Origin of the sequence: Dinghuibacter silviterrae (genome assembly GCF_004366355.1) — a bacterium.
Lineage (GTDB): Bacteria > Bacteroidota > Bacteroidia > Chitinophagales > Chitinophagaceae > Dinghuibacter > Dinghuibacter silviterrae.
Genome location: NZ_SODV01000002.1, coordinates 1,793,693 through 1,817,769, shown reverse-complemented (window position 1 = coordinate 1,817,769; position 24,077 = coordinate 1,793,693). Strand labels below are relative to the sequence as shown.

The 24,077-nt window shown below is 46.0% G+C and carries 27 protein-coding genes and 1 tRNA gene; 10 read left to right on the top strand and 18 right to left on the bottom strand.

The genetic code is table 11. From position 1 onward, the window contains the following. Window positions 1-3 precede the first annotated feature (3 nt). Together hsdR and EDB95_RS24685 are read right to left on the bottom strand one after the other, a co-directional pair. The gene (gene hsdR / locus EDB95_RS24690; RefSeq protein WP_211352203.1) at window positions 4-2,409 is read right to left on the bottom strand and encodes an EcoAI/FtnUII family type I restriction enzme subunit R; all 2,406 of its coding nucleotides are present in this window, start codon (window positions 2,407-2,409) and stop codon (window positions 4-6) included. Window positions 2,410-2,454: 45 nt separating this feature from the next. Beyond that, window positions 2,455-2,715, bottom strand: coding sequence for a helix-turn-helix domain-containing protein (locus EDB95_RS24685; protein ID WP_133998873.1), 261 nt, complete (start codon window positions 2,713-2,715; stop codon window positions 2,455-2,457). Window positions 2,716-3,104: 389 nt separating this feature from the next. Here EDB95_RS24685 and EDB95_RS27415 point away from each other — a divergent pair, with 389 nt between their 5' ends. The 4 genes from EDB95_RS27415 to EDB95_RS24670 all read left to right on the top strand — a co-directional run bounded on the left by EDB95_RS27415 (window position 3,105) and on the right by EDB95_RS24670 (window position 4,611). After that, window positions 3,105-3,428: a hypothetical protein gene (locus EDB95_RS27415; protein ID WP_162852780.1), complete on the top strand. Its 324-nt coding sequence runs from the start codon at window positions 3,105-3,107 to the stop codon at window positions 3,426-3,428. Further along, a complete protein-coding gene (locus EDB95_RS24680; protein WP_133998871.1) occupies window positions 3,400-3,747 on the top strand; it encodes a hypothetical protein in 348 nt (115 codons plus the stop codon). The genes EDB95_RS27415 and EDB95_RS24680 overlap by 29 nt, the downstream gene beginning before the upstream one ends. A gap of 289 nt (window positions 3,748-4,036) precedes the next feature. Then, window positions 4,037-4,330 (top strand): hypothetical protein, encoded by a 294-nt coding sequence (locus EDB95_RS24675; protein WP_133998868.1) that lies wholly within the window; start codon window positions 4,037-4,039, stop codon window positions 4,328-4,330. Between the two features lie 20 nt (window positions 4,331-4,350). Next, on the top strand, window positions 4,351-4,611 hold the full coding sequence (locus EDB95_RS24670; protein WP_133998865.1) for a hypothetical protein: 261 nt from the start codon (window positions 4,351-4,353) through the stop codon (window positions 4,609-4,611). A 22-nt stretch (window positions 4,612-4,633) separates the two neighbouring features. Here EDB95_RS24670 and EDB95_RS24665 read toward each other — a convergent pair whose 3' ends face one another. Further along, window positions 4,634-5,113 (bottom strand): hypothetical protein, encoded by a 480-nt coding sequence (locus EDB95_RS24665; RefSeq protein ID WP_133998862.1) that lies wholly within the window; start codon window positions 5,111-5,113, stop codon window positions 4,634-4,636. Window positions 5,114-5,335: 222 nt separating this feature from the next. Here EDB95_RS24665 and EDB95_RS24660 point away from each other — a divergent pair, with 222 nt between their 5' ends. The 4 genes from EDB95_RS24660 to EDB95_RS24645 all read left to right on the top strand — a co-directional run bounded on the left by EDB95_RS24660 (window position 5,336) and on the right by EDB95_RS24645 (window position 8,128). Beyond that, the gene (locus EDB95_RS24660; RefSeq protein WP_133998859.1) at window positions 5,336-6,010 is read left to right on the top strand and encodes a hypothetical protein; all 675 of its coding nucleotides are present in this window, start codon (window positions 5,336-5,338) and stop codon (window positions 6,008-6,010) included. 48 nt (window positions 6,011-6,058) lie between these two features. Next, window positions 6,059-6,280 carry a hypothetical protein gene (locus EDB95_RS24655; RefSeq protein ID WP_133998856.1) on the top strand — a complete coding sequence of 74 codons (222 nt, stop codon included), beginning with the start codon at window positions 6,059-6,061 and terminating at the stop codon, window positions 6,278-6,280. 119 nt (window positions 6,281-6,399) lie between these two features. Further along, complete coding sequence (locus tag EDB95_RS24650; RefSeq protein WP_133998853.1) at window positions 6,400-6,624, top strand: hypothetical protein; 225 nt, start codon at window positions 6,400-6,402, stop codon at window positions 6,622-6,624. Further along, window positions 6,593-8,128 carry a recombinase family protein gene (locus EDB95_RS24645; protein ID WP_133998850.1) on the top strand — a complete coding sequence of 512 codons (1,536 nt, stop codon included), beginning with the start codon at window positions 6,593-6,595 and terminating at the stop codon, window positions 8,126-8,128. The genes EDB95_RS24650 and EDB95_RS24645 overlap by 32 nt, the downstream gene beginning before the upstream one ends. A 382-nt stretch (window positions 8,129-8,510) precedes the next feature. Here the strand turns inward: EDB95_RS24645 and EDB95_RS24640 are convergent. The 4 genes from EDB95_RS24640 to EDB95_RS24625 form a co-directional block, all read right to left on the bottom strand. Beyond that, window positions 8,511-8,583, bottom strand: a tRNA-Arg gene (locus tag EDB95_RS24640). 192 nt (window positions 8,584-8,775) lie between these two features. Beyond that, the gene (locus EDB95_RS24635) at window positions 8,776-10,143 is read right to left on the bottom strand and encodes a TIR domain-containing protein (protein WP_133998847.1); all 1,368 of its coding nucleotides are present in this window, start codon (window positions 10,141-10,143) and stop codon (window positions 8,776-8,778) included. A gap of 17 nt (window positions 10,144-10,160) precedes the next feature. Continuing rightward, window positions 10,161-11,354 carry a DUF4238 domain-containing protein gene (locus EDB95_RS24630; protein ID WP_133998844.1) on the bottom strand — a complete coding sequence of 398 codons (1,194 nt, stop codon included), beginning with the start codon at window positions 11,352-11,354 and terminating at the stop codon, window positions 10,161-10,163. 28 nt (window positions 11,355-11,382) lie between these two features. After that, window positions 11,383-11,895, bottom strand: coding sequence for an RNA polymerase sigma factor (locus tag EDB95_RS24625; protein ID WP_133998842.1), 513 nt, complete (start codon window positions 11,893-11,895; stop codon window positions 11,383-11,385). Between the two features lie 1,192 nt (window positions 11,896-13,087). Here EDB95_RS24625 and EDB95_RS24620 point away from each other — a divergent pair. Both EDB95_RS24620 and EDB95_RS24615 read left to right on the top strand, forming a co-directional pair. After that, entirely contained in the window at window positions 13,088-13,981 is an 894-nt protein-coding gene (locus EDB95_RS24620; RefSeq protein ID WP_133998838.1) for a hypothetical protein, read from the top strand. 111 nt (window positions 13,982-14,092) lie between these two features. Continuing rightward, window positions 14,093-14,983 carry a hypothetical protein gene (locus EDB95_RS24615; RefSeq protein ID WP_133998835.1) on the top strand — a complete coding sequence of 297 codons (891 nt, stop codon included), beginning with the start codon at window positions 14,093-14,095 and terminating at the stop codon, window positions 14,981-14,983. A gap of 101 nt (window positions 14,984-15,084) precedes the next feature. Here EDB95_RS24615 and EDB95_RS24610 read toward each other — a convergent pair whose 3' ends face one another. The 11 genes from EDB95_RS24610 to EDB95_RS24560 form a co-directional block, all read right to left on the bottom strand. Beyond that, window positions 15,085-15,543, bottom strand: coding sequence for a JAB domain-containing protein (locus EDB95_RS24610; RefSeq protein ID WP_133998832.1), 459 nt, complete (start codon window positions 15,541-15,543; stop codon window positions 15,085-15,087). Window positions 15,544-15,928: 385 nt separating this feature from the next. Beyond that, entirely contained in the window at window positions 15,929-16,375 is a 447-nt protein-coding gene (locus EDB95_RS24605) for a hypothetical protein (protein WP_133998829.1), read from the bottom strand. Window positions 16,376-16,406: 31 nt separating this feature from the next. Further along, window positions 16,407-16,658, bottom strand: coding sequence for a hypothetical protein (locus EDB95_RS24600; RefSeq protein ID WP_133998826.1), 252 nt, complete (start codon window positions 16,656-16,658; stop codon window positions 16,407-16,409). 40 nt (window positions 16,659-16,698) lie between these two features. Next, on the bottom strand, window positions 16,699-17,340 hold the full coding sequence (locus tag EDB95_RS24595) for a hypothetical protein (RefSeq protein ID WP_133998823.1): 642 nt from the start codon (window positions 17,338-17,340) through the stop codon (window positions 16,699-16,701). Between the two features lie 72 nt (window positions 17,341-17,412). Then, window positions 17,413-18,189: a DUF3560 domain-containing protein gene (locus EDB95_RS24590; RefSeq protein WP_162852779.1), complete on the bottom strand. Its 777-nt coding sequence runs from the start codon at window positions 18,187-18,189 to the stop codon at window positions 17,413-17,415. Window positions 18,190-18,245: 56 nt separating this feature from the next. Continuing rightward, entirely contained in the window at window positions 18,246-18,716 is a 471-nt protein-coding gene (locus EDB95_RS24585; protein WP_133998817.1) for a hypothetical protein, read from the bottom strand. Between the two features lie 62 nt (window positions 18,717-18,778). Further along, a complete protein-coding gene (locus EDB95_RS24580) occupies window positions 18,779-20,617 on the bottom strand; it encodes a ParB/RepB/Spo0J family partition protein (protein WP_133998814.1) in 1,839 nt (612 codons plus the stop codon). Window positions 20,618-20,635: 18 nt separating this feature from the next. Then, on the bottom strand, window positions 20,636-21,130 hold the full coding sequence (locus tag EDB95_RS24575) for a DUF6943 family protein (protein ID WP_133998811.1): 495 nt from the start codon (window positions 21,128-21,130) through the stop codon (window positions 20,636-20,638). Window positions 21,131-21,716: 586 nt separating this feature from the next. Then, window positions 21,717-22,271, bottom strand: coding sequence for a hypothetical protein (locus EDB95_RS24570; RefSeq protein ID WP_133998808.1), 555 nt, complete (start codon window positions 22,269-22,271; stop codon window positions 21,717-21,719). A 133-nt stretch (window positions 22,272-22,404) separates the two neighbouring features. Beyond that, the gene (locus EDB95_RS24565; RefSeq protein WP_133998805.1) at window positions 22,405-23,040 is read right to left on the bottom strand and encodes a hypothetical protein; all 636 of its coding nucleotides are present in this window, start codon (window positions 23,038-23,040) and stop codon (window positions 22,405-22,407) included. 4 nt (window positions 23,041-23,044) lie between these two features. Beyond that, window positions 23,045-24,061 carry a hypothetical protein gene (locus tag EDB95_RS24560; RefSeq protein ID WP_133998802.1) on the bottom strand — a complete coding sequence of 339 codons (1,017 nt, stop codon included), beginning with the start codon at window positions 24,059-24,061 and terminating at the stop codon, window positions 23,045-23,047. Window positions 24,062-24,077: the final 16 nt, after the last annotated feature.

Genomic DNA, 24,077 nt, shown 5'->3' with positions numbered 1-24,077 from the left:
TATTTATGCGTATAATTGACTTTCCAAATCTTTTAGTGCGGCGGTGTAATTTTCTTTTCCACCGAACATATCAATGATCTCCCTGGGAGTTCCAAAATTAACAAGTGGGTCAATTGAAAGAACTTCTGCACTTTCAATCGTTGCTATTCCCTCGTCAGCATATTTATCAAGCAACGCTTCCAAAACCTTTTTTGATTGCTCGCCATACTTAGTAAAATAGTTACGCTTTTTTACATTATTAACTCTCTCTTTTCGAGTTAACGGCGGCTGGTCGAATGCAACATGACAAACCAAATCAAATAAGTCCAACTCTCTGTTTACAGCATCCTGCAGTGCGCTTACCAAAACACCCTGTTCTTCAAGTTCTTTAATGATAGCAGCCTTTTTATCTGACTGATTCCATCTATTCAGAAAGTCCGTCATTGAGGAATAATGATTTGTAATAATTTCTCTCGTATGGTCCTTCAAACTCACCGTAATTGGTCGGCCTTCATTGTCAAAATACATTTCTCTAGTAACAAGAACAGAAACAGCAACCCCGCTTACATAAGTTTTGTCGCTTCCCTCTCTTACATAGGAAATAGTATCATTATCTGGATAACGAACTGGTGGTTTCCGAACACTAATTTCTTCCCCGCTTACATTATCGATGATGGGATTTGTAAATTCCTCTTCTTCATCTTCGATAGTTGATAAATTTTCTTCCTCGCTCGCCTCTTTGATTCGGATAGGGGGGCCATCAAACTCCGGGTCAGCAAATAAGTCCGTTACATTTCGAAAGTCCAAAATAGTGAAGTAGAGCTTTCCAAAATCCTCTCTAATTCTTGTACCTCTACCTATGATTTGCTTAAACTCAGTCATACTCTGGATATTACTGTCCAGCACAATTACTTTACAAGTTTGTGCATCCACTCCCGTACTCATAAGCTTAGATGTAGTAGCAATTACTGGGTATTTCTCCTCGGGATTAATGAAATTATCAAGCTCCTTTTTTCCTTCGTCATTATCCCCAGTTATCTGCATGATATATTTATAATTCTCCCTTACTAAATCGGCATTATGTCTTGATAAAGCGGATCGCATCCTCTCAGCATGGTCGATATCTACGCAAAAAATTATCGTTTTGGAAAATCTTCCTGCACCATACAAAAACTCAGTCACTTTTCTCGCTACAGTATCCGTTCTTTCTTCGATTACTATGTTGCGGTCAAAATCTCTCCGGTTATAGATTCTATCTTCTACAAGGTTGCCGTCTTTATCTAATTTGCCTTTAGGTGGCCTCCATCCCTCTAGGTCAATATTTAATCCTACTCTTACCACCCTATAAGGAGCCAGAAATCCATCATCTATACCTTGTTTTAGTGAATATGTATAGATTGGATCACCGAAATATTCAATATTTGAAATCTCATTGGTTTCCTTGGGTGTAGCTGTTAGCCCAAGATGAGTCGCATTGGTAAAATATTCTAGTATTTCGCGCCAGGCACTATCTTCTTTCGCACTACCTCTATGACACTCATCTATAATAACAAGATCAAAGAAGTCTGGTGAAAATTGCTTATAAATATTAGCTTCTTCTTCATTGCCGGATAAGCCTTGATATAGTGCCAAAAAAATTTCATAGCTCTTATCTACTTGTCTTTTCTTAACCCAGGTCATCTTGTCACCAAAATGCCGGAAGTCATTTTTCTTTGTTTGATCAATTAGTGCATTTCTATCCGCCAAAAATAATATTCTTTTTTTTACTCTTGCTTTCCATAATCTATAGACTATTTGAAAGGCTGTATATGTTTTTCCCGTACCTGTCGCCATAACCAATAAAATTCGGTTTTGGCCTTTGACAGTAGCCTCTATTGTTCTGTTGATGGCGATTTCCTGGTAGTACCGTGGTTTTCTACCCGAGCTATCAGAATAATACTCTTGCGAAATAATTCTTTCTTGCTCCTCTGTTTTTATACCTTTGAATATTTTGAACTTATTCCATAATTCTTCGGGAGAAGGGAATTGATCAAGCCCCAACTCAAGTTCAATATTCATCCCCTTTGCTGTCCTATCATGAAATAGAAAAGCATCTCCATTGCTACTGAAAACACATGGGATATCGAGTATTCTTGCATATTCTAAAGCTTGCTGAATACCCGCATTGACGGAGTGGTTATTGTCCTTTGCTTCAATTATTGCAATAGGGTTAGAATTATAGTAAAGGATGTAGTCAGCTCTTTTTCTTTTACCTCTTGCAGTAAGCTTTCCTCTTACAAAAATCTTTCCGTCAGTAAAGGAAACTTCTTCCAATATCTGGGATTCAATATCCCAACCGGCCCTCTGTAAAGCTGGCGTTATATATTTTGTACAAATATCCCTTTCGGAAAGTTGATGTTTGGCGCCCATGCTGATTAAGGTGTTTCCCATTCTCAGTATACGGAAGATGGGTAAATTAAGTATGAAATCTAAACATTATTCAAACCCCTCCCTAAAAAACTCTTCCATCGAGATCCCAAACGCCGCCACAACCTTATACAAACTGCTAATCCGTAAATCCTCGGTCCCCCGCTCATACTTCCCATACTGCGCCCTGCCGATATTATGCTCATAGGCGAACTGCTCATAGCTGGTATACCCGCCATCCGTCCGCAATTGCCGGAGGCGTTCCCCGATTTTTCCTAGAAAAATTTCGATTTCCGCGTCGGTTGGTTTTTCATTTTTCTTCTTGGCCATGCTTAAAATAAGACAAAACCTACCTAATAAATTACGCGTATATAGATCGTCCAAAATAAATCGGCTTAAATAGTATCTTTTTTCGATCCTTTTGTTATTTTTGTAGGGCATTCATTGACTATCAATCCATTATGAAGCCTTTTATAGTGTAACTTTGCGATTCTTCAATAAAGGAATTTGAAGCAATTCGCTTGAGTCTTGTCTTAGAAAACTGGCACTTTTCAAGAAGGGAACAAGATGAGAGTGATGAGCCTGCGTTATGGCGTGGGCTCTCCCTTACCTGTTCCCGGGCATGCCAGTGCCTCTAAGATAGGTTTGTGGAGGCCCGCGTCTCTTTCTATGCCTGCCCCACCCTGGATATTAACGTGCAATCTCTAAAATGCAAGATAATGAACTGGGACCAGGACATTCCGAACAGCGCCATCGTCGCGGCGCATCAACCGCTCCACCTAACCCCGGAGTATATGCGCAATCCGGGGAAGTTCATCAGGGATTTTTTCCATGCCCAAACCCTCGATGAGGCTCGGAGGTTTACGACCGCTTTATTTAATAGCGCGATATGCGCACCTAGCCATAGCCGGGACGGGGTTTCCAAGTCGGACATTGTGTTCGCCCACGGCCAGTTTCTCCAATTCGTTGAGGCTGTCTATTGGTTTCACAGGGACGAGATAAATATTGATAAAGGTGGAGATCATGGAAGGACACCAGGGTAGGCCATTTCCGCCGCGTAACCGTCCTCCGGTGCGGGACTATCGATATAAGCATGTCTTGATTGTCTGGCAGGCTGGAAAGTTGGAATCGTTTGCCCGGATATTCGAGGTTATTCCCAAAACAGTCGTTGCCGATGACATGGGAATGCACTACCACAGCTTTGTCAACAAACTCAATAGGCCGGAGTTGTGGAACGTTAAACAGCTTATTCGTCTCCAAGGCCTGACTGGGATTAATTTATCCGCCCTTGTGGAACTGATTGCAGTGGACCTAAACGCGAAAACAAGCACTAATAGTCAAACCCATCAAAATGGAGGATAAAGATCCAAGGTACAGTTATGTGCGCTCCGTATGGAAGGCAGGGGATTTGAAATCCTTTGATGAAATATTCCGCATCGTTCCCAAGAGTATCATTGCCACAGACCTGCATTTAAATTACGAGCGATTTTCAACGAAAGTTCAGAACCTTAGAAAACTGTCGCTCAGGGAAATTGAAAATCTATCGATACTAATCGGGATCCCGTTTAGGGCCCTTTTGGAGCTCGTTTTGTCCGGGATAGCCAGCGCGAATCCGAAAGATCAAAATCAACCCTCCGAAACCACATAGACCATGAATAGCTCCGCCCCTTCCAACACAGGAGATCCGGAGAAAAAGGACCGGCGGTACAAGTTTGTGGCGACGGTGTGGCGGTCGGGGGAGCTGACGTCGTTAAATGACATCTTCGACATTATACCACGTTCGGTGGTTGCAGCGGACCTTGGAGTAAACTACGAACGTTTTACAAGGAAGCTCCTTAAACCTGGAGGATTTTATTTCCGGGAAATTGAGCGGTTATCCGTTCTTCTGGACATCCCGTTTGAAGAGCTATCAAAGCTGGTAGCCATCACCATACAAAACAAATGAGGTACAGGCCCCAAAATCAAATGAAACAGACCAATCATTACCGCCTACTAAAGACCGCCCTGGACAACGGGACCTTGGGCCCGATCCGAAATATAACCCGCATTGTCCCGGTCACCGTCCTCACCAGGGACATGCGCCTCAACTACAATACCACCTCCAAGCGCCTCCTGGACCCCGGTAAGCTCACAGCTACAGATATACTCCGGTTGTCCAAACTGGCCGGGGTAACGCCGGCAGACGTCCTAAAACTAATCGTACAGGAGATCACCAGGCCAAATTGATCCGGGAGCCAAAACAGCCTCTTTACAACATCCACCGTTTGTACTCCGCTTTGACCTGCCCCGCCCCATCGATCCACTCGGGCAACAGGTAATAGTATCCCCGGACGCCTTTGACTTTTTGCTGGACCACCCGGCCATAGTTCACGGCATTGCTCAGGAAGGCGGAGAAATATTGCACCTTATTGTGGTGTTCGGCCAGTACCGACTCACGTTGCTCCAACAGGCGGATCAATTCCGGGGACCTGAGCGGTTTGTTTTCATTTTGCAGGGCAAAAACGATCTTACTGATCCAACTGGAGGTCCCATGGTAGCCGTCCGGCTGTTGCCGGTCCTTTTCCAGTTCCGTCACGCGGCGGACCAGGTACTCCTGGCGGCTAAGGGCATCCCGGAGCAGTTCATGGTCGCGCTGACGCTCTCTCTCGTGGGTTTCGATCATCCGGATAAGGTCTTCCTTGCTATATTGGAGCATTCTGGAGGGAGTGCCGTTTGGGTACGTATTCATAAAACAAGTAGTGAATTCAGTTTTAATGCGGTAGTCTTATCGAAATCTAACCCGGCTCTTATTCAATTCTTATCCAACCCTGGCAGCGTCCGTTCCTATTCCCAATATCATCGGATCATCCTAAAACTGCCCGGCGGGACAGCAACGCCGAGTCGGGAAAAAACTCTCTCCAAAATAGTTATTTTATTTTGAAATATAAAATAACATTTCTACATTAGTCCTATGGCACCCATCAAAAAGGCAAAAAAGGTCACTATTAAGTTCTTCCTGAACCAGCTCCTGGAGCCGGTAACGGGGGATAAAGGGCAAGCGTATTATCCTTTGTATATCCAGGTGACCTTTAATCGCAAGAACATGACCCTAAAGAGCAAGTATGCGGAGTATTACCAAGACCTAAAGGAAGTCAAGCCCGAACTGATGGCATTCGAGGAACGGATCCTGCGCAAGATCATCAGCCACGAAGCAGGCCAGGGTGACAATGACTACGATCTAAAAGGGCTCAAACACAAATACGAGGTGTACTCGACCTCTATCGGCGAAGCCCTGGAAAATTATCTAAAACCCAAGCTGCGGTCGACTATCCTGAAAACCAACGACGAACTGACCACGGTCCTGGATTTCCAGCAAACGCACGCCACGGTAGGGCGGCTTTATAAGGCAGCTAAACTTCTTTTTTCAGGTTTTGAGGATACGCTTCCCATACGACTAAAGGATGATCTGACAGCCTACGGCAATTACCATCAACTACTGCAAAAGCCGGTTTTCGATTTCAGTTTCGCCACGGTATTGGATTGGGTAGACGGTGGCTACCAGGATGAGCAAGGTAAAAAGGAAGCGACCAAAAGGGTAGCGTCACTAATAGACCAGGCCGTGAAAGAGCAGTTGAAGCAATTGTGATTTTTTTTACCCCAATAGTTATTATAAAACACAAATTAAAGTAACATCATGACTTCTAAATTTTATGTAAAGGAACTGGTTGTTCCTACCGGTGCCCTCATCGACGTAACCACTGTCCTCCTGGACAGCGAATTGACCAACGAAATCGTAGGCTGCGATGAAGACGATCACACGATCACCCTTGAAGTAAGCTACAACAAGGAAGAAAGGGATGCGGTAGTGGAAATCGAAAGAATCCTGGAAGACTATGAGGACGAAGAGGACGAATAATAAGTCCCCCACCCTACACGCCGATATTCCGGGCGAAAGGAAAGAGCAGTAACCCGGAATATCCCCATGCAAGCAATTTGCATTGATAATCAACTTTTTGTATTTTACATTCCCGCCCCTTGAAAACAAAACTGATCCCCCTGCCAAGGCAGAAAAAGGAACCCGATGAAAAGGTCTCCGTGGCAGATTGCCGGGCGATCCTCCAGGAAGAAGCCGGGGACCTGAGTGACGCCAGGGTGATCGAGATCAGGGACTACCTATACCGCCTAGCCGCCTTGGCCTGGGAACAACACGAGCACGAAAAGAGGGAGTATGAAAAAAGCAATTATCTACGTACGGGTTAGCACAGACGAACAAAGCGAAAAGGGATACAGCCTGCAACACCAGGAGGATCGCTTGCGGCAGTACTGCCAGCAACAGCAAATCGATATAATAGGCTTCTACAAGGAGGATCATTCAGCGAAGACATTCGAGCGACCGGCGTTTAATGAATTGCTGAAATTCCTAAAGACGAAACGGGGTAATGTTGACCTCCTTTTATTCCTAAAATGGGACCGCTTCAGCCGCAATGCAGCGGACGCCTACTCGATGATTAGCCAGTTGACCAAGCTGGGCGTAGAGCCCCAGGCGATCGAGCAGCCGTTGGACCTGAACATACCGGAAAACAAGATCATGCTGGCCTTTTACCTCGCCGCCCCGGAAGTGGAAAATGACCGGCGTTCGCTCAATGTCATCGCGGGGATGCGTAGGGCCATGAAGGACGGGCGTCACGTCACCATGGCGCCAAAAGGCTATAAAAATGCCCGCAACGAACAAAACCGGCCGATCATCGTCCCCAGCAAAGACGCGCCCATGGTAAAATGGGTGTTCGAGGAAGTAGCCAAGGGCGTCCTTTCGATAAAAGAAGTCTGGCGAACGGCCCGGAGAAAGGGCCTGAACGTGGGGCGCAGCAATATCTGGTACTTGCTCCGTAACCCGATTTACTACGGCAAGATATTGCTGCCCGCCTATAAAGACGAAGAAACAAAGATTATATCGGGCCTACACGAGCCCATCATCAGCGAAGACCTGTTTTATGAAGTCCAGGACGTCCTGGACGGCAAAAAGAGAAACCCAAAACCCAAATACACCGCGCGGGAAGAACTGCCCCTACGGGGTTTCCTGCAATGCCCCCGCTGCGGCCGCGCCTTGACAGGCAGCCCAAGCCGGGGCAACGGCGGCACCTATTTCTACTACCATTGCACAAACGGCTGCAAGGAGCGTGTAAAAGCCGAAGAGGTCAACAAATGCTTTACAAAGGAACTAGCGAGGATCACGATCAAGGACAAATACATCACCCTGTTTGAAAAAGCGGCAGAACACTATTACCACCAAAATCAAGAGCGGAAAAGCGAAAAAGAAGTCCAAACCGAAATCGACAAGCACCTACAGCGAATAAAAAAAGCCCAACAACTCTTGCTAGACGGCGAACTAAGCGCGGCGGAATATAAAGAGATCAAAAGCCAGTACGAACCCGAAATCGCCCAATTAGAGCGAAAGAGGCAAGACATCGAGCAAATGGACGCGAACCTGTTGGAATACGTCAAAGGCACCGCAGACCTCCTAAGAAACCTACTAAGGTACTATAACAACGCCACCCTCCCTGTCAAACAAAAGCTCATCGGTTCGATATACCCCAAAAAACTCATCTACGAGAAAAACGAATTTCGAACCACGGAAGTCAACGAGGTCATAGCCGCAATACGCAGACTGGGCGCGGCTGAAGAAAAGCGTGAAAAAGAAAAAGCCCCCGAAACCGGGGGCCAGTCCGAAGAGGTGATCCGGATTGGATCAATTCAATCTTTGTAATCCATTCAAAACGAATAGCATTCGATTCGCTACTTGTCTTTGTCCCCTACTCTAGTCTGCGAACGATTCATATTGAAATAGCTCAATGCTGATATTCAGTAAAAATCGCCCAAAGGCTTTCAATGGTGACCTGGATTGGATCAATACATTTTCACCATCGTCTTTGTACTCAGCGCATTTTGATTACGCTTTGTATATGGCCCCTGAAATAGGCCCTCGACGCAGTAAAAAAGCAGTGACCTCGATTGGATTCAATAAAAAGATATAACTCCGTGTTCATCAAGGAATATATTCCACCTGCAAGAAACAGCCCTGTATTTTGTCCCCCGAATGATCTAGTCTTATGTAGATCAAAATAAATGAGAAAGTTTTTCTTTCTCCGTAGCCTGGATAGGGATCGAACCTACGACCAACAGCTTAGAAGGCTGCCGCTCTATCCACTGAGCTACCAGGCTGTACAAGGGCAAAAATGAAATAGCTGATCCTGGGATGATCTTCGCCGTAAGAGAAAGAACTTTATCTTGTTAAAGGTACGATAAAGTTTGAAGCAAATAGCGGGAAAACCTTGCAAATTAACTTTTATAACTATCTAACAAATACGCAAGAATGCATCTGTTGTGATAATTGTTACTCGCATGTTCCTTCTCCTATATTACAGATTTCGTGACTTGCAAATTCTGAATAATCTTGCTGATCGAAAGTTCAAATGCGTTTTTGTCGATATTTGCTTGGTTAAACTTGCTAAAATCAATCGAATTGACTCTTCTCAATTCTTGGATATTCTCCCAATATTCGTCAGCCATAGAAATAGGGCGTATATCTCTTTTTTGGACAGAAAAAAGATAAGAATCAATGTGTATGGGAAAAAATATCGTTTCCCAAAGCGTCTCTTGCTTACGCCTTGCCTCAGAAAGCTCAAATTGGCATGCTTTACTTTTAATCGAGTGTTCAGATGCGATAAATAAAACTTTATGATTCTTGTGGACACCACCAGACATAATCTCTTCGAGGGATTTTCCTGCCGGAGCATCTTTCTCCCATAAAAAAGTCCTAATGCCCTTTTTCCTCAATGCATCATTGAGAAGATTAGCGAATAACTGATCTTTTAAACTGTAAGAAATAAAAACAGTATAGAAGTTAATTTTGCTAGTCATAGTATGTACAGTTTCTTTAATATTCATTTCCCTCGTAACATGAAAATACCTTTCCATAATTTCGACGGAGAGCAGCTCACTTTTTAAAATGGTTTGAAAATCTAATGAAGCGTAACAATCGCTTTTAAAGTCATCATCCACTGCTATGGCATTATGGCTTAATCGGCACTCCATGAATGCACATTTGTATAAAACGGTATTATGAAATAAGCTATTCCTAAGTTCTACGGAATTAAATAAGGTATCCGTCAATGTGCAGGAACTAAAAAGAAGGTCATAAAAATCAGGATCAATATCCGGATCACCATCATCTGTGCTGTAATTAATATATGCAAAATGGCAACCCTCTAGGTTACAGCTCGAATAGGTAATATTCCCTGCCGGATATACGCCGTTGAGTTTAAAATTAATTAACCAACAATCTTCAAAGCTTATATTTAATAAGCCAGCTTCATCCCACTCAACATTTCTAAATTCACACCTTTTAAAGGACACTTCATTCCACTGAAATTCCAAATGACTATATCGGCTGTACCTGAATCCGCATCCAATAAATTTAACTTTGGTAAAAATTAAATAAAAGCCCCAGATCCCGTCTAGGTCACAATTTTTAAAAGTGCATTTTACAAATTCGATATCCTGTATGTCGCCTTTAAATGCAACATTTTCAAAGGTCATACTCTTTATAACATGGGCCTTGGTAGACAATGAATTTTTATTAACCATGTAACGCCCTCCCATTCGGATACGATCTTCATTGTCTTTTAATTTTTCAGGTGCATGGTTCTTAATATAGTCAAGAATCTCCTTTTTGTTTTGCAAGATGATTTTTGGAGGGGTATGTAAAACAGCTTTAGACATAGATTACAATACTTTTTCTAACCTATAATATCTGTAAAAAGTTCTAGCATTTTCCTGTCACTGGATATTACCATCTCTTTACTAACCTGGATCGTTTGCTCGTTAATTTCCTGCCATTCGTTTTCAGAACAATCGACAAATTCAATAGGAACGTCCATTTCTGATTGTTTTACAAAACTCTCAGACTCGATACGCAAACAATATTCCTTTGACAATGGGTAATAAAATCGAGCGATCTTAGATTGCATTCGATCCCAAATATGATTTGTTTCTACTTTCACAGTGCCACTATCGTCTTTCTCCACTACAAAGCCAGGATTGTCAGACGTCAACCAAGAAAGATTTTTCGGGCTTTTTAGAATACTCCATTTCTTATCGGCAAGAATACGATAGTAAAAAACAGAAACCTCTTCGTAAAAGTTATAATGATCCCATGCATAACTATATAACTCATTAGATGAGGAACTATCCTCTCTATAATCACACTTTATGTGACAAAGCCAGGTAGTCAATCCTAATTTGAACTTCATATCGGACAAAGGCCTTTCCTCTGCAATGAGTTCTAAAAGCTTATCATATATTCCCATGATATTATTGTTCATCGAAACTTCCATAGGATCGGCATAACAATCCATTTGACTCAGTTTTTTTACCTGCCCGACAACCTCATTCAAATTCTTAAAAGAAATCTGGCTATGGCAAGCATCAAGTAAAACGAAGACGTGATCATATTCAGCAAATTGATGTAAATACCTACCAAAGAAATGAGTATAAGCATCTTGTTGTGCTGAATATAACTCATTAAATAAGTCACCCTTTTCTTGCGCAATAGAAAAGTATGTCGAAGATGGTATAAATAGCCTTTTCACAATTCCCTCTTTTAAAGAGCTATAAGTAAGGTGGTCGTTAGCCCATTTTCTATTAATATCTATCTCCGCCTGAACCTCAGAAAGAAAATCTGACAATAATAACTTCTGCTGATCAAAATAATCAGATATCTGTCCCAAAGAAGTCATATGGTGTGTATCAACGACCTCCTTCAAAGTTTCAACGACGGCCCGCAAAGAAGGCTGCTGCAAGGTAAGATAGACGGGTTTGTCACTAAACAAGAATACATAGATTGCAGTCAGGTCTTCTACTTCTATAGATATATCATCTTGAAAGCGGAAAAGGATTTTGAGTAAGGCCGTTTGACGAGTTGGTAAAAGCATTTCGATTTTTTTTGGGTTGGAAGAAGAACTATCCTCGGGTTAGGCGCTCTCGAAGCTCTGCCCGTTTTCTGTGCAGCTTGGCTTTGATAGCGGCGACAGTACTTTGGTAGTCTACCGACAGTACCTGATAGGGTATTTTATCAACGCGACGCTCCAATAGCTCCAGAGATATTGGATCCACCGTAGAACGAACAATATCCATCTGTTCTCTTAATACTAACTGTTCATAAGGATCGGGATCGGGGTTGACCATATAACTAGAATAGTCCAAAGCCACCAGATTAGGTTCTTTTTTGGGTGGATTGAAAAAATCATAAAAAACATCTCTTGCTGTGAGACGAATAAGGACTGTAAGCGGGTACCCCTCCGACCGTCCATCTAGGCATTTTAAATAAGTTTCCAACGCAGTGATCTGTATAAGTTCTCGAATACAATCATCTTTATTGCCTTTGTACGAAGAAACACGAAGTTTGTAAGAAAAACTTTGATATAATTTATCGTGAAAAGGTCTATAAACAGCACTAAACTCTTCAAGCCGCATGCAAAATAGTTTACAGGTGAAAAGGGTAACATTACAACCAATAAATAACAGGTTTCGTAATAAAATAGGCTATAAACAACCAGGGAGCAATATGATACCACTGGGTGCGTGGGTTATGCCCTTGCCATAATAACTGAGTATAAAAATGCATAAAAAAGGCTTTTTATACTATACTGAACCTGAATTTTGGCTCCAACGTCACAGACTTTTTTAATTTTTTTTCTGAAATTCAACCTATGCTGCGTATTTATTTGATAGTTAATACGCTATGAGAAGATCATTATGAACAAACCCCATTTCAATAATCCGCATTCGGTTTTGAAAACCCGGGGAGCATTTACATTTACCCTGACAAATAAAAACACTTCATTGTATTTCTTTTTTATCATTAACATTCAAAGGGGCTGTGGTTATACCAACAGCGCTGTGCTAATTAAAAATCAATTATTTAAGCGTAATGCAATACTTAGCCAATACAGGTTTAAGCCCATACAAAAAGGCACATGGAATTGGCGCAAGAGCAAGGAGTGATCGGTAATAGCAGCTTATGGCAAAGGTATTATGGCACCACATGCCTAAGCCAGATACAAGGTATTAGATTGAATAGGCAGACAAAAATAATAAAAGGAAGGTTCAATGGCCTTAATACTACAAGGCATTTCGTTTTCAGGAGGTACTATTTTTAACGCTAAGACGTATGGAATGCATTTTTAACAATGAAAAAATCACTTTTTTTTCATTGTTTGGCAATTTTTCATCGTCGAATGACTACCCCTATACAACACGAACATCATATTTTAGTCTGGTTCTTTTATGACTTTTATTGGGTTTTCGGCCAGCCTTATCACTAGGCTTTATGGATTACAGAAGTGGAGGAATAACTAACAATTGCCGGTGCGTAAATGCCAAGCAAAGTGACGCAAATGGTAAATACCTAATGATAGCTATGCAGCCTTACTGCATTTCGCTGCTGGCTAAAATTTTATTGGGCAACCGTTAAAATACTCTTTTAGGGCTAAACCTAATGACAGGATTATTTTTCCCCATTCCCAATGTCCATCAATCCTCGGAGGGGCCGGGTACTAAATAAAAATGATAGCGATTGTATGGTTGATGCCCGATGGTGGGGTGTTTTATTCTAAAGCCATTAACGGCTATCATAGCTATGCCCACTCCTACAGCGCACCACAAAATGATCGCCAACCTCACCGCTCACTTGATGGAGGTTACCCAAGCCTTCAACGATCGGGCCACCCAAATTGGCCTCCCTGTTCGCCTGGACGAAACGCAAACGATTGAGCACCTCAAAAACGGGCTCGATCTGCAGCATTATGTCAACTTCTGGAAACACACTCAGGGCGTCATGCGTGTTGCCTATATCCGGACCGCTGTAGACTGTATCTATCGCCTCTGGAAAAATGACCGCATCTACGGCCATGTATCGGCAGCCTGGGAGTCCAGCCGAATGACCAGCTCCCTGGCGCTGCAATGGGCGGGACCGGCTTTGTACCTGCTCACGGGGAAAAAGATACTTCCCTTGCTGCTGATGAATAATTCATCCAAAGCAAGACAGCGCGCGGAATTGGAGCTTTTCCATTTTTTTCAATATTACGGAAAACTGGCTCTTAGGCGAACCATTGAACCGGATAGCCAAAACAGACACCTTGACCTAGTGTTTGACACCTACCCCTCGCTGAACAGCTACCGCAGTCAAGTACTGCCTAGTACGGAAAACAGCTTTGCCATCCCCGGCCTTGATCAGATCGACGACCCGCTGCACGTTTCTGACTCTGTCAGGAGAAAATTACTTCACTTATATAAGCAGACAATTGGCAAGGGGTATCATCCGCTACTGGTCATCCGGCAGGGGGATGAGCAAAAAAAAAGGCCGGCCATCGGCAATAATACAACGCCCGCTATACTGCGTATTTTTAGCTGGATCGGGGCTGAGTTTGGACCGCAGAATGAAGATTTCCGGGTGATCGGATTTTCTCCTCCGGCACTTGCTGATAAAGACCTGTTACATATCTGGCAGGTGAAACAAGTAAGGGATATTACTTCCCCTCAACCAACGGGAAAGACTTGACAGCCAGGCAATGGACCTGAATAGGATGGGAAAATAAATTGGTGACGCCATAGGTTACAATCCTTCCGTGGCGTGTTTTATGTATACAGCCCGTAAGGGTCTTATTTAGCTATGGCCATTTCAACCGCACGCACCGATCAGGTCGGAAAGATCATCCGTCACCTGCAACTCGTAGTCAAAGTATTCAACGACCAGGCTGTCAAATGTCGCTTGCCGATCCGTTTGGACGCTGAATTCGCGGCTGTCCGAGTCCTGGCAGGTCTGGACCTTGACAATTATACCAACATCTGGAAAGATAAAATGGGGGTAATGGAAATTCCGTACATACGGGCCGCCGTTGAATGTATTGTGGAACTTTGGAAAAATGATCGTCCTTCCGGATATGTAACCGGGGCAAGGGAGGCGGGGCGGCAAACGACTTCCCTCGCCTTGCAATTTGCGGGGCCGGCTTTCTACCTCTTCTCCGGGATAAAACTTCTGCCGGTGCTATTAACCAGCACTTCACCCAAAAGGAAGGAGTTTATTCAACTGGAAACACATCAATTTCTCAAATACTACGGCAAACTGACATTCTCCCTCGTGGACAAAGTCAAACGTGAACACGGAGATCTGGACGAAGTATTTAAGGCCACCCCCACCCTCCAAACGTATAACAAGCAAATTTTGCTTACACCGGAGAATAATTTTGGCATCCCAAGCATGGACCAGGTCGTAGAATCATTACGGGCCAGGGAAGTCGCTACAAAAAAATTGCACCAATTATTTCAACAAACCGCTGGCCGGGGGTATCTTCCGCTGCTGGTCATCCGCCAGGGAGATTTTAGCAAAAAGGCAACCACCGACCAGCCGGAAAGTTTCCTCCAATTATTCCAGTGGATTGGCGCGGAATTAGGTCCACAAAATAAAAATTATCGAGTGATCGGGCTGTCCAGGCCGTCATTATTGCAAAAAGACCTGCTGCATGTCTGGCAGGTGAGCCAATTGCTAGACAAAACGTTGTAGGAAAGCATGGGGGGGGGTGATCACGGCGAGTTTTTCCCTCAAAGCAATATAAAATTGGTCTCCCGCCGTTCAGGCAGGAGACCAATTTTGCTCTAGGCCGCTCAGAGCAGCCCCTGCTCAGCGAAGGAGATAAAGCCATCTTCGGCCAGGATCAAATGATCCAGCAATTTGATACCCAGTATGTCCCCCCCTTCTTTGATGGTCCTGGTCGATAAACGATCATTCATGCTAGGCTCCAAGTTTCCGGAAGGGTGGTTATGGGCTACAATGATCGCGGTCGCGGCTTTTTTCAAGGCCGTAGCCCACATGATCCTTGTATCGAGGTGAGCACTGTTAATGCCACCAATGGCCAAGAGATCAATACCCAATACCCGGCTTGCTTGATTAATATACATTACCCTGAATTCTTCCCGCAGGGCAATCGTATCCATGTTCCACTTCTCTTTGAAAAGTGCGTAGGCCGATTTAGCGTCACCAATTTTATGCAGATCGACCATTCTAACCTTGGGGTGAAAGCGAACCTTGATGTCCGGCACCAGTAATCCATTGTTCTTGTTCATAGAAAATGCTTAAAAAGTTTTTGAATGAATTGTCTGGAACTGGCCCGGGCGCCAGGCCGCATAGGGCAAGGGATGCCCCGTATAAACATGGCGGGAACGAATGACCCAAATACTGACTATGGCTTTGGCGGGATCCCGGTGCCGAGCTGAGGCACCGGAGCGTTTTATGCCGGGGCACGCCTTTGACCTTTTGCGGCTGCGCCCGAAGTTTGTGCAGGACAATACATGAACCTCAAAAGAGGGCTACTTCCAGGTGAGAGCGGCTACTTGGTAGGGTGCGCTTTCTCCGAATGAAAAAAAGAGGACGATGGCGCAAAGGGGGGACAAAAAAAGGCGACCATCTTGCGATGGTCGCCATGATCAGCAATCCAGCCCGGAAGGGCGGTTATCGTTCGACGTCATCCGGCCAGCGGGCGGCTGCATAGTCCGGGAGTTGTACAATGATCCCCTGCATCACCTTAAAAAGCAGGTCGTGCAACAGGTCCAGGGCATCAAACTCCTCGGACGACAAGCACCAGACATCTTCGATGGTGTTCACATCAATAAAGAGGTCCAGGTATTCCAGGTATTTCAGGAATTGCACCGGGTCCATCTCCGTCTCCGCCTTTTTTACTTCCAGGAGCGGGGCCAGTTCATATGTCCGTTTGGGGTTCGCCGCCATACAGGTCTCCTGGTTCAGTCGTTGCCAGGTGCGGATCAGCCATTGGACGTTTGATGTAGAAAGGTTCATACCCTGGGGAATATTCAGGTCTTTGTGCGGATGGTCGGCAAAACGGAGCAGTTGTGCGGCGATGGTGTCGAATACTGCTGTAGAGACTATCGAGACTGTCATATGTTTCAATTTAAAAGGTTCAAAATTGTTGTTATCGTTCAAAAACCTTCGCCAGCCGGTCAAATTCCGCGTGGCTGTCCAGGCGGTAACCTTGACCGTGCGCCTGCTGATTGAGTAGATGCAGCAGGGCTTTGGCCGCGTCCGTTTTGATCCATGCGGCCCCGTGCTGGCGAACAGCGTCCACCAGGGCGATCGCAAAGGGGACAGGGTTGGTCGGCAGCGGGGACCGTAAAAATGCGGTGATCTCCTGCTCAAAGGAGACATTTTTGAGTGTGGTGGTCATATGTTTGGCGCGCTTGTAGCCGGTGTCGCCCCCGGTTGAATTAGTATAAAAATTCGCGGCCATCCTCCAGGAATAGCATGTCATCGCTCATGAGCGTGTCTCGCACGGAGTCCTCACTGATCAGGTATTCGTATTCCTGTTCCAGGGACCAGTACAGATAGTGATTCAATTCCCGGCAGACTTCTTCTATCTGGTCTACCAGGTTGCAAAGAACCGCATCTATATTACCGTACTCAGGACATAAATTATACCCATAGACACAGTTTATGTATATGGTAATAGCCGAATTCCTGTGTGAGGGGCTGACATTTGCGCTTACGGTGATCCTGGATGACTGTATCAGCCTGATCACCCGCCTATCGACCTTCATAGCCGGAAAGTCCAGCGCCACACTATCGGCCCAGGCTTCCCACGCTCGATCCTGCACCCCCTGGATCATGGCCAGCACGTCCACCGTGGCTGTATAGCTGCTGCCGCCCGATTGAGAGCCATAACCACCGCCATAGGTGCGTTGCAGGTCCACTGTAACGCCTACACTGTCAGCCAAGTCTTTGAACTGGCTATATTGAAAGGTCCACCATTCGTAACAAACGCTGCAATAGGTGTGATCCTTTATGGCCCTCTTTTGGGCGCGTTCGTCCAGTTCTACGAATGGATAGGTATGAATAGTTTGTACTTGCATGATGTTTATCTTTTACAGTGACAAAATAAAAAGAGCGCCCCCGTCATCGGCAGAGGCGCTGAGGGGGCGGGCTTATGGTTGATAGCCTTCCAGGAAGAGCTTTGCGGCCCACCGGCCTGCATTGTTCAGGTGGCGCTGCCAGGCACGTTCCGACCTGCACCAGCGAAACCCATTGCGTACAAGGGTTTCCCGTACAGGTTTGGGGGGAATATCCGGAAAAATGAGCTGGACGCGATTGGCTTCCTTGTTCATTCTGAGGGTAACCCCTTTGATGACCTGCTCGTCCTCTGTGATAGCTTCCTCCCTTTCCAACACCGCTATCCGCTTTTTGAGCCGGTTGATGTTTGCGTTGTTGTTGGATAGCTCAAAGTGTAGATATCCCCTAACACCTCCGGAGTTCCCTTCGTTTAAGGCCAGCCAGTCGGCTTCGGTCGCTCCGGGTAGTTTGAGATAAGCTGCTTTGTCGTACTTCCGCACACACTTGTTGGCCTGCTTCATGAATGCTTGCTTCTGCTCGCATTCTTCCAGTTGGGCGCGGAGCTTTACCAGGGCGTCCGGGTCATCGCTGGATATGGCCCGGTTGTGCTCGATACTGTCGGCTTTCTCTGCATAGTAATCGGCCTTTTTGTCGGCCTCGATGGAATCCCGCATGGCGTTGTCCATGCGTTCCAGGTCGCGCCGATGGCGCTTTTCTGAGTGGTGGCCGATCTTGATAGGTTCGCCCTGGGTGGCGTTGCCGATCCGGTGCGCCTGGTCGAAACTGGATTCGGATTTTTTTTGCTGTTTAGACGCCTGCGCCCTGGCAAAGGCGATCCGGTTGTCTTTTCTTTCCTGATAATTGTGTTTCATATAAATTAGGTTTGAAATGAGTAAATGATACATGTGGGATTATGCTCTTTCCTGGATCAACTAACCGTACTGTTTGGTGGAATGATATTTTCAAAATCCGCGTCAGGTGCTTGTTCAAACGGAGGCAAAGCACGAATAAGATATTCCAGCGCTCCCCGGATGGATGCTGTTAAAATCTCTAAAGCGCTGACCTCACGGACCGTCAGCCAGCGGACCTCGTCGATGCATTGCATACATATATTTTCCTCTACCGCCAGCAGCCATTTAGTAATAGCATAGCCATTGGCAGGCACAGTGTGTAAATGCAGGTCCGGTAATTCAGTGACCGGCCGATGATCTGCCGGGTGATAGAAGTTATACGTCTCTACATTGAGTCGATGCCATACATTGACATGCTCCTTTATTTCGGGTTCAGATAATATCTGGCATATGGGGAGCAGACCTCTTTTCGTTGCCGGATTGGATTCGCAGTACATCTGCACGGCGATCTTTTCAAATACATCGGTGGTTAATATGACAACAGACATGGCATTTGTTTTAATTGGTTAAAGAATGAATAGGAGGAGCGCCACGGGGCCGCTCCTCCTGGTTAGGCTGCTGTTGCGGCGGCTTTGGCTTTCTTGGTTTCCAGGCGTACCCGTAGGGGTGCAAGCCGGGATTCCTGCCGGAACTGTCTTTGATCTGCGATTGCTTTGTGTTCGGCCTCGATGGCGGCGGTATTTACCCCCGCGCCCTGTGCCACCAGGTAGCACAGTTGCGCCGCATCTGTTCCGGGCCTTTTACTGTCCTGGTGCTGGAGCACTGCCAGCCTTGCCAGCAGGCAAACCTGTTCCGGGGTGAGTTGGTGAAACCGCACGAGCAGGCTTTGCGTAAATCCTCTGCCGCTGGTTTCCCAACCCACAGCCTTTTTGAAATAATGCGGCGCGCTATCACCAAGCCTATCGAAGATGATCCAACGTCCGGCGGCTATGTCCGCCTCGGAGAGCGACAACACAACATCCGGGGCTTTGATCTGTTCCCGCAACGCGGTATGTACGGCCGCTTGTACTTTGTTGGTGTCGTCCTCTTGCTTCTTCGTTTCGAGGCTATGGATGCGGGCAATTTCTCCTTCCAACATCTCGATGGTGTCGGTATTGGCTTTGATGGCGGCTTTTACTTCGGCTGATGTGGGCGGCTTTTCACCATAGTAGTGCCGTTCCGGGCGCTTCTCCGGGCTGAAGATCATGGGCCTTACTTCATCCTCCCCGATGTACAGACCGGTGATAAGTGTACCAGCGGCCACCTGTCTTTGTAGTAACTCCAAATCGTGCTGATAGTCGGCCAGGTCATGGTCATATTCTTCCTGGCCTGCAGGGTCCTCTAATTCATAGTTATCAGGATCGGGCTTTCCTTCAGCATCCTGGGGCCAGATATGGATATCTTCGTAGGTAGGCAGTGCAGCTAGGCCCGCCTGTTCGATAGCCTCCCGGATATTGGTTGAAGGTTCCTGGTCAAGCACCAGGGCAGTCGGCTTATGTTCCAGCATCGCCGCAGCTATAGCACGTACCAGGTGCGCGATGCACTTACGGGTATAACAATCCCGGTTAGTGCAGTGGGCCTGGGCTTCCGATTCCGGGAACAGGCTTTTTAGGGTGGCGGTGTTATGGGGGCAATGGCTACAGGCTTTCATATCAGGCAGGAGGTCCTTGTCCTTCGTATCAAAGGGGGCGTTTTTCAGGTCGCACCGGTAGATGCGAAGGAGGGATTCCAGGGAAACGGTCTTGGGTACGCCCTTCTCCTTCCAGTCAGAATAATAGGAGGTAAAAAGGGACTGCTGCGCTTCCGGGGAGAGGGTCGCCACTTCCAGGGCTTGCGTCAGGGTGAAATGCCCCGCCGCAAAGATTTCCCGTAGCTCGGGAATGAGCGCGAGCAGCTTTACCCGCTGACGGACAAAAGACAGGGATTTTCCCAGCCGGGCGGCGATCTCCTTGTCGGTCTTGTGGACCTTTTGGTAATTCCCGATCCCTACGGCTTCTTCCATCGGGTGTGCGTCCTGGCGTTGCAGGTTCTCGGCTAACTGGATTTCCACGACCTGTTCGTCAGTGAGGTCATCCACAAAGGCCGGGATAAAGGATAGCCCGGCGAGGTGTCCGGCCCGGACACGGCGCTCCCCCACGACCAGTTCATACCGCTCCTTCTGTACGATCCGGACGGTAACCGCGTGGATGATCCTGCCCAGGCTTTTGATCCCCTTCGCCAGGTTGTCCAGTTCGACGGGGTCGATGTACACCCGGTAATTGAACGGGCTATAGTCGATCAGGTCAATGGGGATCAATATACAATTGGGTTTCTCGGGCACGGATGGGGTCTTTTCGGCCCGATCTTTCCGGCTGACCTTTGCCGGGCTTTTGACTTTGGGGGATTGTTTCTTCTTGCTGATCGTTGTCATGATGTGTGATTTTTATGATTAGGAAATAGTGACGGTTGTGGGGAGCGCATGAACAGGGATAGCCGATGCCGGTAGGTTCTCGGGCTCGCGCGATACCGGTACTGAAGCGGGCCGGGTGGCCTGCCGGAGCATGGCCAGCCGGATTTCCCGGACTTTTTTTTGCTGCCGTATTAGATTTTCTTCCAGTTCAGCAAGCCGGCTTACCTGGGGCAATACCTTTTCGATGCGGGCATAGTAAGGGGCTTGTTCGGTGATGAGGTTGCGGACGTCTCCGATGCGGATCAGAGGAATAACCGAACCGTGGAGGTAATACTCGAAACGGCGGGCCTGCCATAAGGCAAATACGAGCCAGTAGTAACGGTCCCGCTCACCTGCTGCACAGGTGACCCGGAAACAGTTGGGGTTAGGAGTATGGGAAGGACGTCCCGCATTACGGCCCCTGCTGAGGATAAAGAAGGACGCCGGGGGAACCGGAGACCCCGGACGGTAACACTGAATGAGGATTGTTTGCATGTGTCGCGTTTGTGGCCCTTTTCACCCACGACTTCCTCCCAAAAGGAAAAAGGACAAAAAGGAAAGGCGATTTCTAGCATCCGGCTCCTGCGGACGGATGAAAATGCGGTGGGAACAACAGAGGAGGACCTGCCCCGGAGCCCGTGCAGGAGGGGGAGCTGAGGATTGGCACGGGATCATTTTCTGGAGACCGCCCTTGCCGGATGTACTTTAGCCGCTCCTTTTTGTCCTTTTTTCTTGGGAGGTCAAGATTCCTGTCGGTAATACCTATCAGTGATGCGCGGTGAACCTTCGAAAATCGATTAAGGGAGTAGGCGGCGGGAGAAAGAATAGTGGAGGGAGGGAAATGTACGGGGCAGCTTGTCGCTGCTGGTCGCACCGGCGATGAAAGGATTGCGACGCAACAATGCCCAACAGGATACCGATGCTGGTATTATAACCCTATCACTTTTAATACAAGATGGATGTAGGGGCCTGATACCTTCTACCTTGACAAAAACGATTGAATTACCCGTAGCTGACGGATGCTCAGTTACCCCCGTTCAATCGTTTTTGTCAAGGTAGAACACGCCGAAGGCGCGCATAGTTAATGGGAATCCCCGGCTGCACCGAAGGTGTATTCGTTGCGGATAGTTTTAAAGGAAGTGATAAATCGGGTCAGGAAATGCGTTCCCCGCTCGTTTTCATATTGAATGAGCAGGTACCGATCCTGTTTATTGGCTGGCAGGTCTGGCGTAGTACGCACTTCTTCCGCCAACGGGGAGACATTATAGTGAATGATCGTGACGGGGATCTCAATTCTTGCATCCGGTGCAATACTGGTCAGTTTAGGAGGCAATTCGAATCGGGTAAAAATGTCCTTATGATTGGGAAAGGTTACATTGTAGGCGTAGTGCTTCGAATTGTTTTTGATGATCAGGATCGCATTGTCGCTGACCTCCCAGATGCGTTCAATGTCCTCGGCACCATACTCCGGCTGATCACCTATATAGCGCGAGGGAACAGCCCCCTTCCGGGGATAGGTACTGATTACACCTTGCATCCTGCCTTGCCATTGCAGTGCAGCATCGATCCGCGCTCCTTTGAAATAAAAGTAGTAGAGGTCAACCCCAACACGTTTCAAAAAAGAAAACCATTTCATAAGGAATATATATCCTTAAAGATAATATCTTTTTGAAAGGAAGAGATCAATGCCCAGGGCGATGAAATTCCGAAGGGCAAATGCCCTCCGGGCGGGGGTTGAGCAGGACGAAGCAGGAACGATCAGGACACCTTTAACGGATCATCTTTTCTTCGAATTTCGTGTTGATTATTTTCAGGCTTACTGCGATGTTATCAAGTTTTTCAAAATCAAACCCACAGAGATACTGGAGGTATTCATTGGCCAATTCATCCCGGTATAAAGCGCCTACCTTTCGTATCTCCTTTCCATAGGCTTGTATATTCTTCATATACAGGTAGGGTTTATTTAATTCTATTTTTCCATTATAGCCAAATAAAGTAGGCTTATCCAAAAAGGAAAGTTCCGTTTCGGAAAACCTGAGTAGGTTGCATACGCTTTGGTATTTCAGCCCCTCTATTTCTCTTTCGCGGAAATAATGATGGATGGTCAGCCAAACCAGCTTGCCCTGATCTTCCACTCCTGAACTCATCAGCCAAACTGTACTTTTACTGCCGGTAGGAACTGTCAGGCTACCTACATAAAGATAATTGAATAGGTCAGAGAGGACCCGATTGGGGCTAACCTTATATTTTATACAAAGGAAATTGATCAATAAAAAATAGGTATTCAAAAACTCAAGTAAAAAACCGGTCGTTCTTTTCCGGGCAAACCCGGAAAAAACATCTTCTATCGATTTAGGAATACCCTCGTATTTTTCCTCTTTTTTTCTAAATTTAAATCTCATCATAAATTTATATAACCAACTCGATACACAAGTCGCTCCCCGTGATTTTGCATTTAAATTCATAGTTAGCAAATATTTTTTTTACCTGTTTTGCTACAGTATTGCCAGGATACAATGTGCCATATATGTATACTGTCTCCCGGCTAACAGCATACAGCAATAATCGCTCGACCAAATATGACAAGAGTGCGTACGAATGAGCATCTTGTATCTCTATTTCTTTGATCTCAAGGATCTCGTCTTTAAGGTGTGCTTTTATTGCACAACAGGTTTCCTGGGATTTCCGCATTTGAAATGTGGTGGCCCCCTCCACCTCGAAGGTTCGAATATGGTAGCATTCGTCGTGAAAACAAATAAAGGCCGCAGGATCGGCAAAGGTATATGTATTGGCAAGGGCTTTATTGCTACATGCCTGTGCCTGCACCAGGTAATTGCAGGGGGCTTTCAATTCCCGGCCCAAAGAAGGCACTTCGTTTACCGGCACTTCTGCCCAGTTAAAATTAATTGTAAAATACACTACTCTCTTGCCCAATGAGGCAGTAAAACCATACCGGGCAAGCCTGTTCATTAAGACCAAAAAATACGTGTCGTTATACCCCCAGGTCCCCGAAATACAATCAACTTTATACTGGCTTGCTTCCAGCAACATCAACTCAATCACCTTTTCCAATATACCATTTGGAAATTCGACACGCGCGTCGATCTCGATCTGCATTTCTTCTTCCCGATGATAGGCAAACCATTCAATAGGGAAAAAGTATTTTGTACTATGTTGTAACTGGTATTGCAGCAGGTACATAATTTCTTCACCTTTGACCTCTGCCTTTTCAATGATATAGTAATAATCACCGGCAGTACCAAAGGAGAGTAATTCCTTTTCTGCCTTCGTTGACGGAATTTCTTCCGAAGTGTAAGTAAACCGGGTTCTGTTGTCATTGCGCATCTCTCTGAACGCAGCAGTCAAATAGTGATTGGGTTTAATATTCACTTTTTTAAACCACCCATTGCTCCATTTATATTTCATACTTTAATTCGAATTG

What these genes read in the sequence shown, in the direction of transcription:
- hsdR (WP_211352203.1), bottom strand. Translation starts at nt 2,409, where the DNA reads ATGGGAAACACCTTAATCAGCATGGGCGCCAAACATCAACTTTCCGAA.
- EDB95_RS24685 (WP_133998873.1), bottom strand. Translation starts at nt 2,715, where the DNA reads ATGGCCAAGAAGAAAAATGAAAAACCAACCGACGCGGAAATCGAAATT.
- EDB95_RS27415 (WP_162852780.1), top strand. Translation starts at nt 3,105, where the DNA reads ATGAACTGGGACCAGGACATTCCGAACAGCGCCATCGTCGCGGCGCAT.
- EDB95_RS24675 (WP_133998868.1), top strand. Translation starts at nt 4,037, where the DNA reads ATGAATAGCTCCGCCCCTTCCAACACAGGAGATCCGGAGAAAAAGGAC.
- EDB95_RS24670 (WP_133998865.1), top strand. Translation starts at nt 4,351, where the DNA reads ATGAAACAGACCAATCATTACCGCCTACTAAAGACCGCCCTGGACAAC.
- EDB95_RS24665 (WP_133998862.1), bottom strand. Translation starts at nt 5,113, where the DNA reads ATGAATACGTACCCAAACGGCACTCCCTCCAGAATGCTCCAATATAGC.
- EDB95_RS24660 (WP_133998859.1), top strand. Translation starts at nt 5,336, where the DNA reads ATGGCACCCATCAAAAAGGCAAAAAAGGTCACTATTAAGTTCTTCCTG.
- EDB95_RS24655 (WP_133998856.1), top strand. Translation starts at nt 6,059, where the DNA reads ATGACTTCTAAATTTTATGTAAAGGAACTGGTTGTTCCTACCGGTGCC.
- EDB95_RS24645 (WP_133998850.1), top strand. Translation starts at nt 6,593, where the DNA reads ATGAAAAAAGCAATTATCTACGTACGGGTTAGCACAGACGAACAAAGC.
- EDB95_RS24635 (WP_133998847.1), bottom strand. Translation starts at nt 10,143, where the DNA reads ATGTCTAAAGCTGTTTTACATACCCCTCCAAAAATCATCTTGCAAAAC.
- EDB95_RS24630 (WP_133998844.1), bottom strand. Translation starts at nt 11,354, where the DNA reads ATGCTTTTACCAACTCGTCAAACGGCCTTACTCAAAATCCTTTTCCGC.
- EDB95_RS24625 (WP_133998842.1), bottom strand. Translation starts at nt 11,895, where the DNA reads ATGCGGCTTGAAGAGTTTAGTGCTGTTTATAGACCTTTTCACGATAAA.
- EDB95_RS24620 (WP_133998838.1), top strand. Translation starts at nt 13,088, where the DNA reads ATGATCGCCAACCTCACCGCTCACTTGATGGAGGTTACCCAAGCCTTC.
- EDB95_RS24615 (WP_133998835.1), top strand. Translation starts at nt 14,093, where the DNA reads ATGGCCATTTCAACCGCACGCACCGATCAGGTCGGAAAGATCATCCGT.
- EDB95_RS24610 (WP_133998832.1), bottom strand. Translation starts at nt 15,543, where the DNA reads ATGAACAAGAACAATGGATTACTGGTGCCGGACATCAAGGTTCGCTTT.
- EDB95_RS24605 (WP_133998829.1), bottom strand. Translation starts at nt 16,375, where the DNA reads ATGACAGTCTCGATAGTCTCTACAGCAGTATTCGACACCATCGCCGCA.
- EDB95_RS24600 (WP_133998826.1), bottom strand. Translation starts at nt 16,658, where the DNA reads ATGACCACCACACTCAAAAATGTCTCCTTTGAGCAGGAGATCACCGCA.
- EDB95_RS24595 (WP_133998823.1), bottom strand. Translation starts at nt 17,340, where the DNA reads ATGCAAGTACAAACTATTCATACCTATCCATTCGTAGAACTGGACGAA.
- EDB95_RS24590 (WP_162852779.1), bottom strand. Translation starts at nt 18,189, where the DNA reads ATGAAACACAATTATCAGGAAAGAAAAGACAACCGGATCGCCTTTGCC.
- EDB95_RS24585 (WP_133998817.1), bottom strand. Translation starts at nt 18,716, where the DNA reads ATGTCTGTTGTCATATTAACCACCGATGTATTTGAAAAGATCGCCGTG.
- EDB95_RS24580 (WP_133998814.1), bottom strand. Translation starts at nt 20,617, where the DNA reads ATGACAACGATCAGCAAGAAGAAACAATCCCCCAAAGTCAAAAGCCCG.
- EDB95_RS24575 (WP_133998811.1), bottom strand. Translation starts at nt 21,130, where the DNA reads ATGCAAACAATCCTCATTCAGTGTTACCGTCCGGGGTCTCCGGTTCCC.
- EDB95_RS24570 (WP_133998808.1), bottom strand. Translation starts at nt 22,271, where the DNA reads ATGAAATGGTTTTCTTTTTTGAAACGTGTTGGGGTTGACCTCTACTAC.
- EDB95_RS24565 (WP_133998805.1), bottom strand. Translation starts at nt 23,040, where the DNA reads ATGATGAGATTTAAATTTAGAAAAAAAGAGGAAAAATACGAGGGTATT.
- EDB95_RS24560 (WP_133998802.1), bottom strand. Translation starts at nt 24,061, where the DNA reads ATGAAATATAAATGGAGCAATGGGTGGTTTAAAAAAGTGAATATTAAA.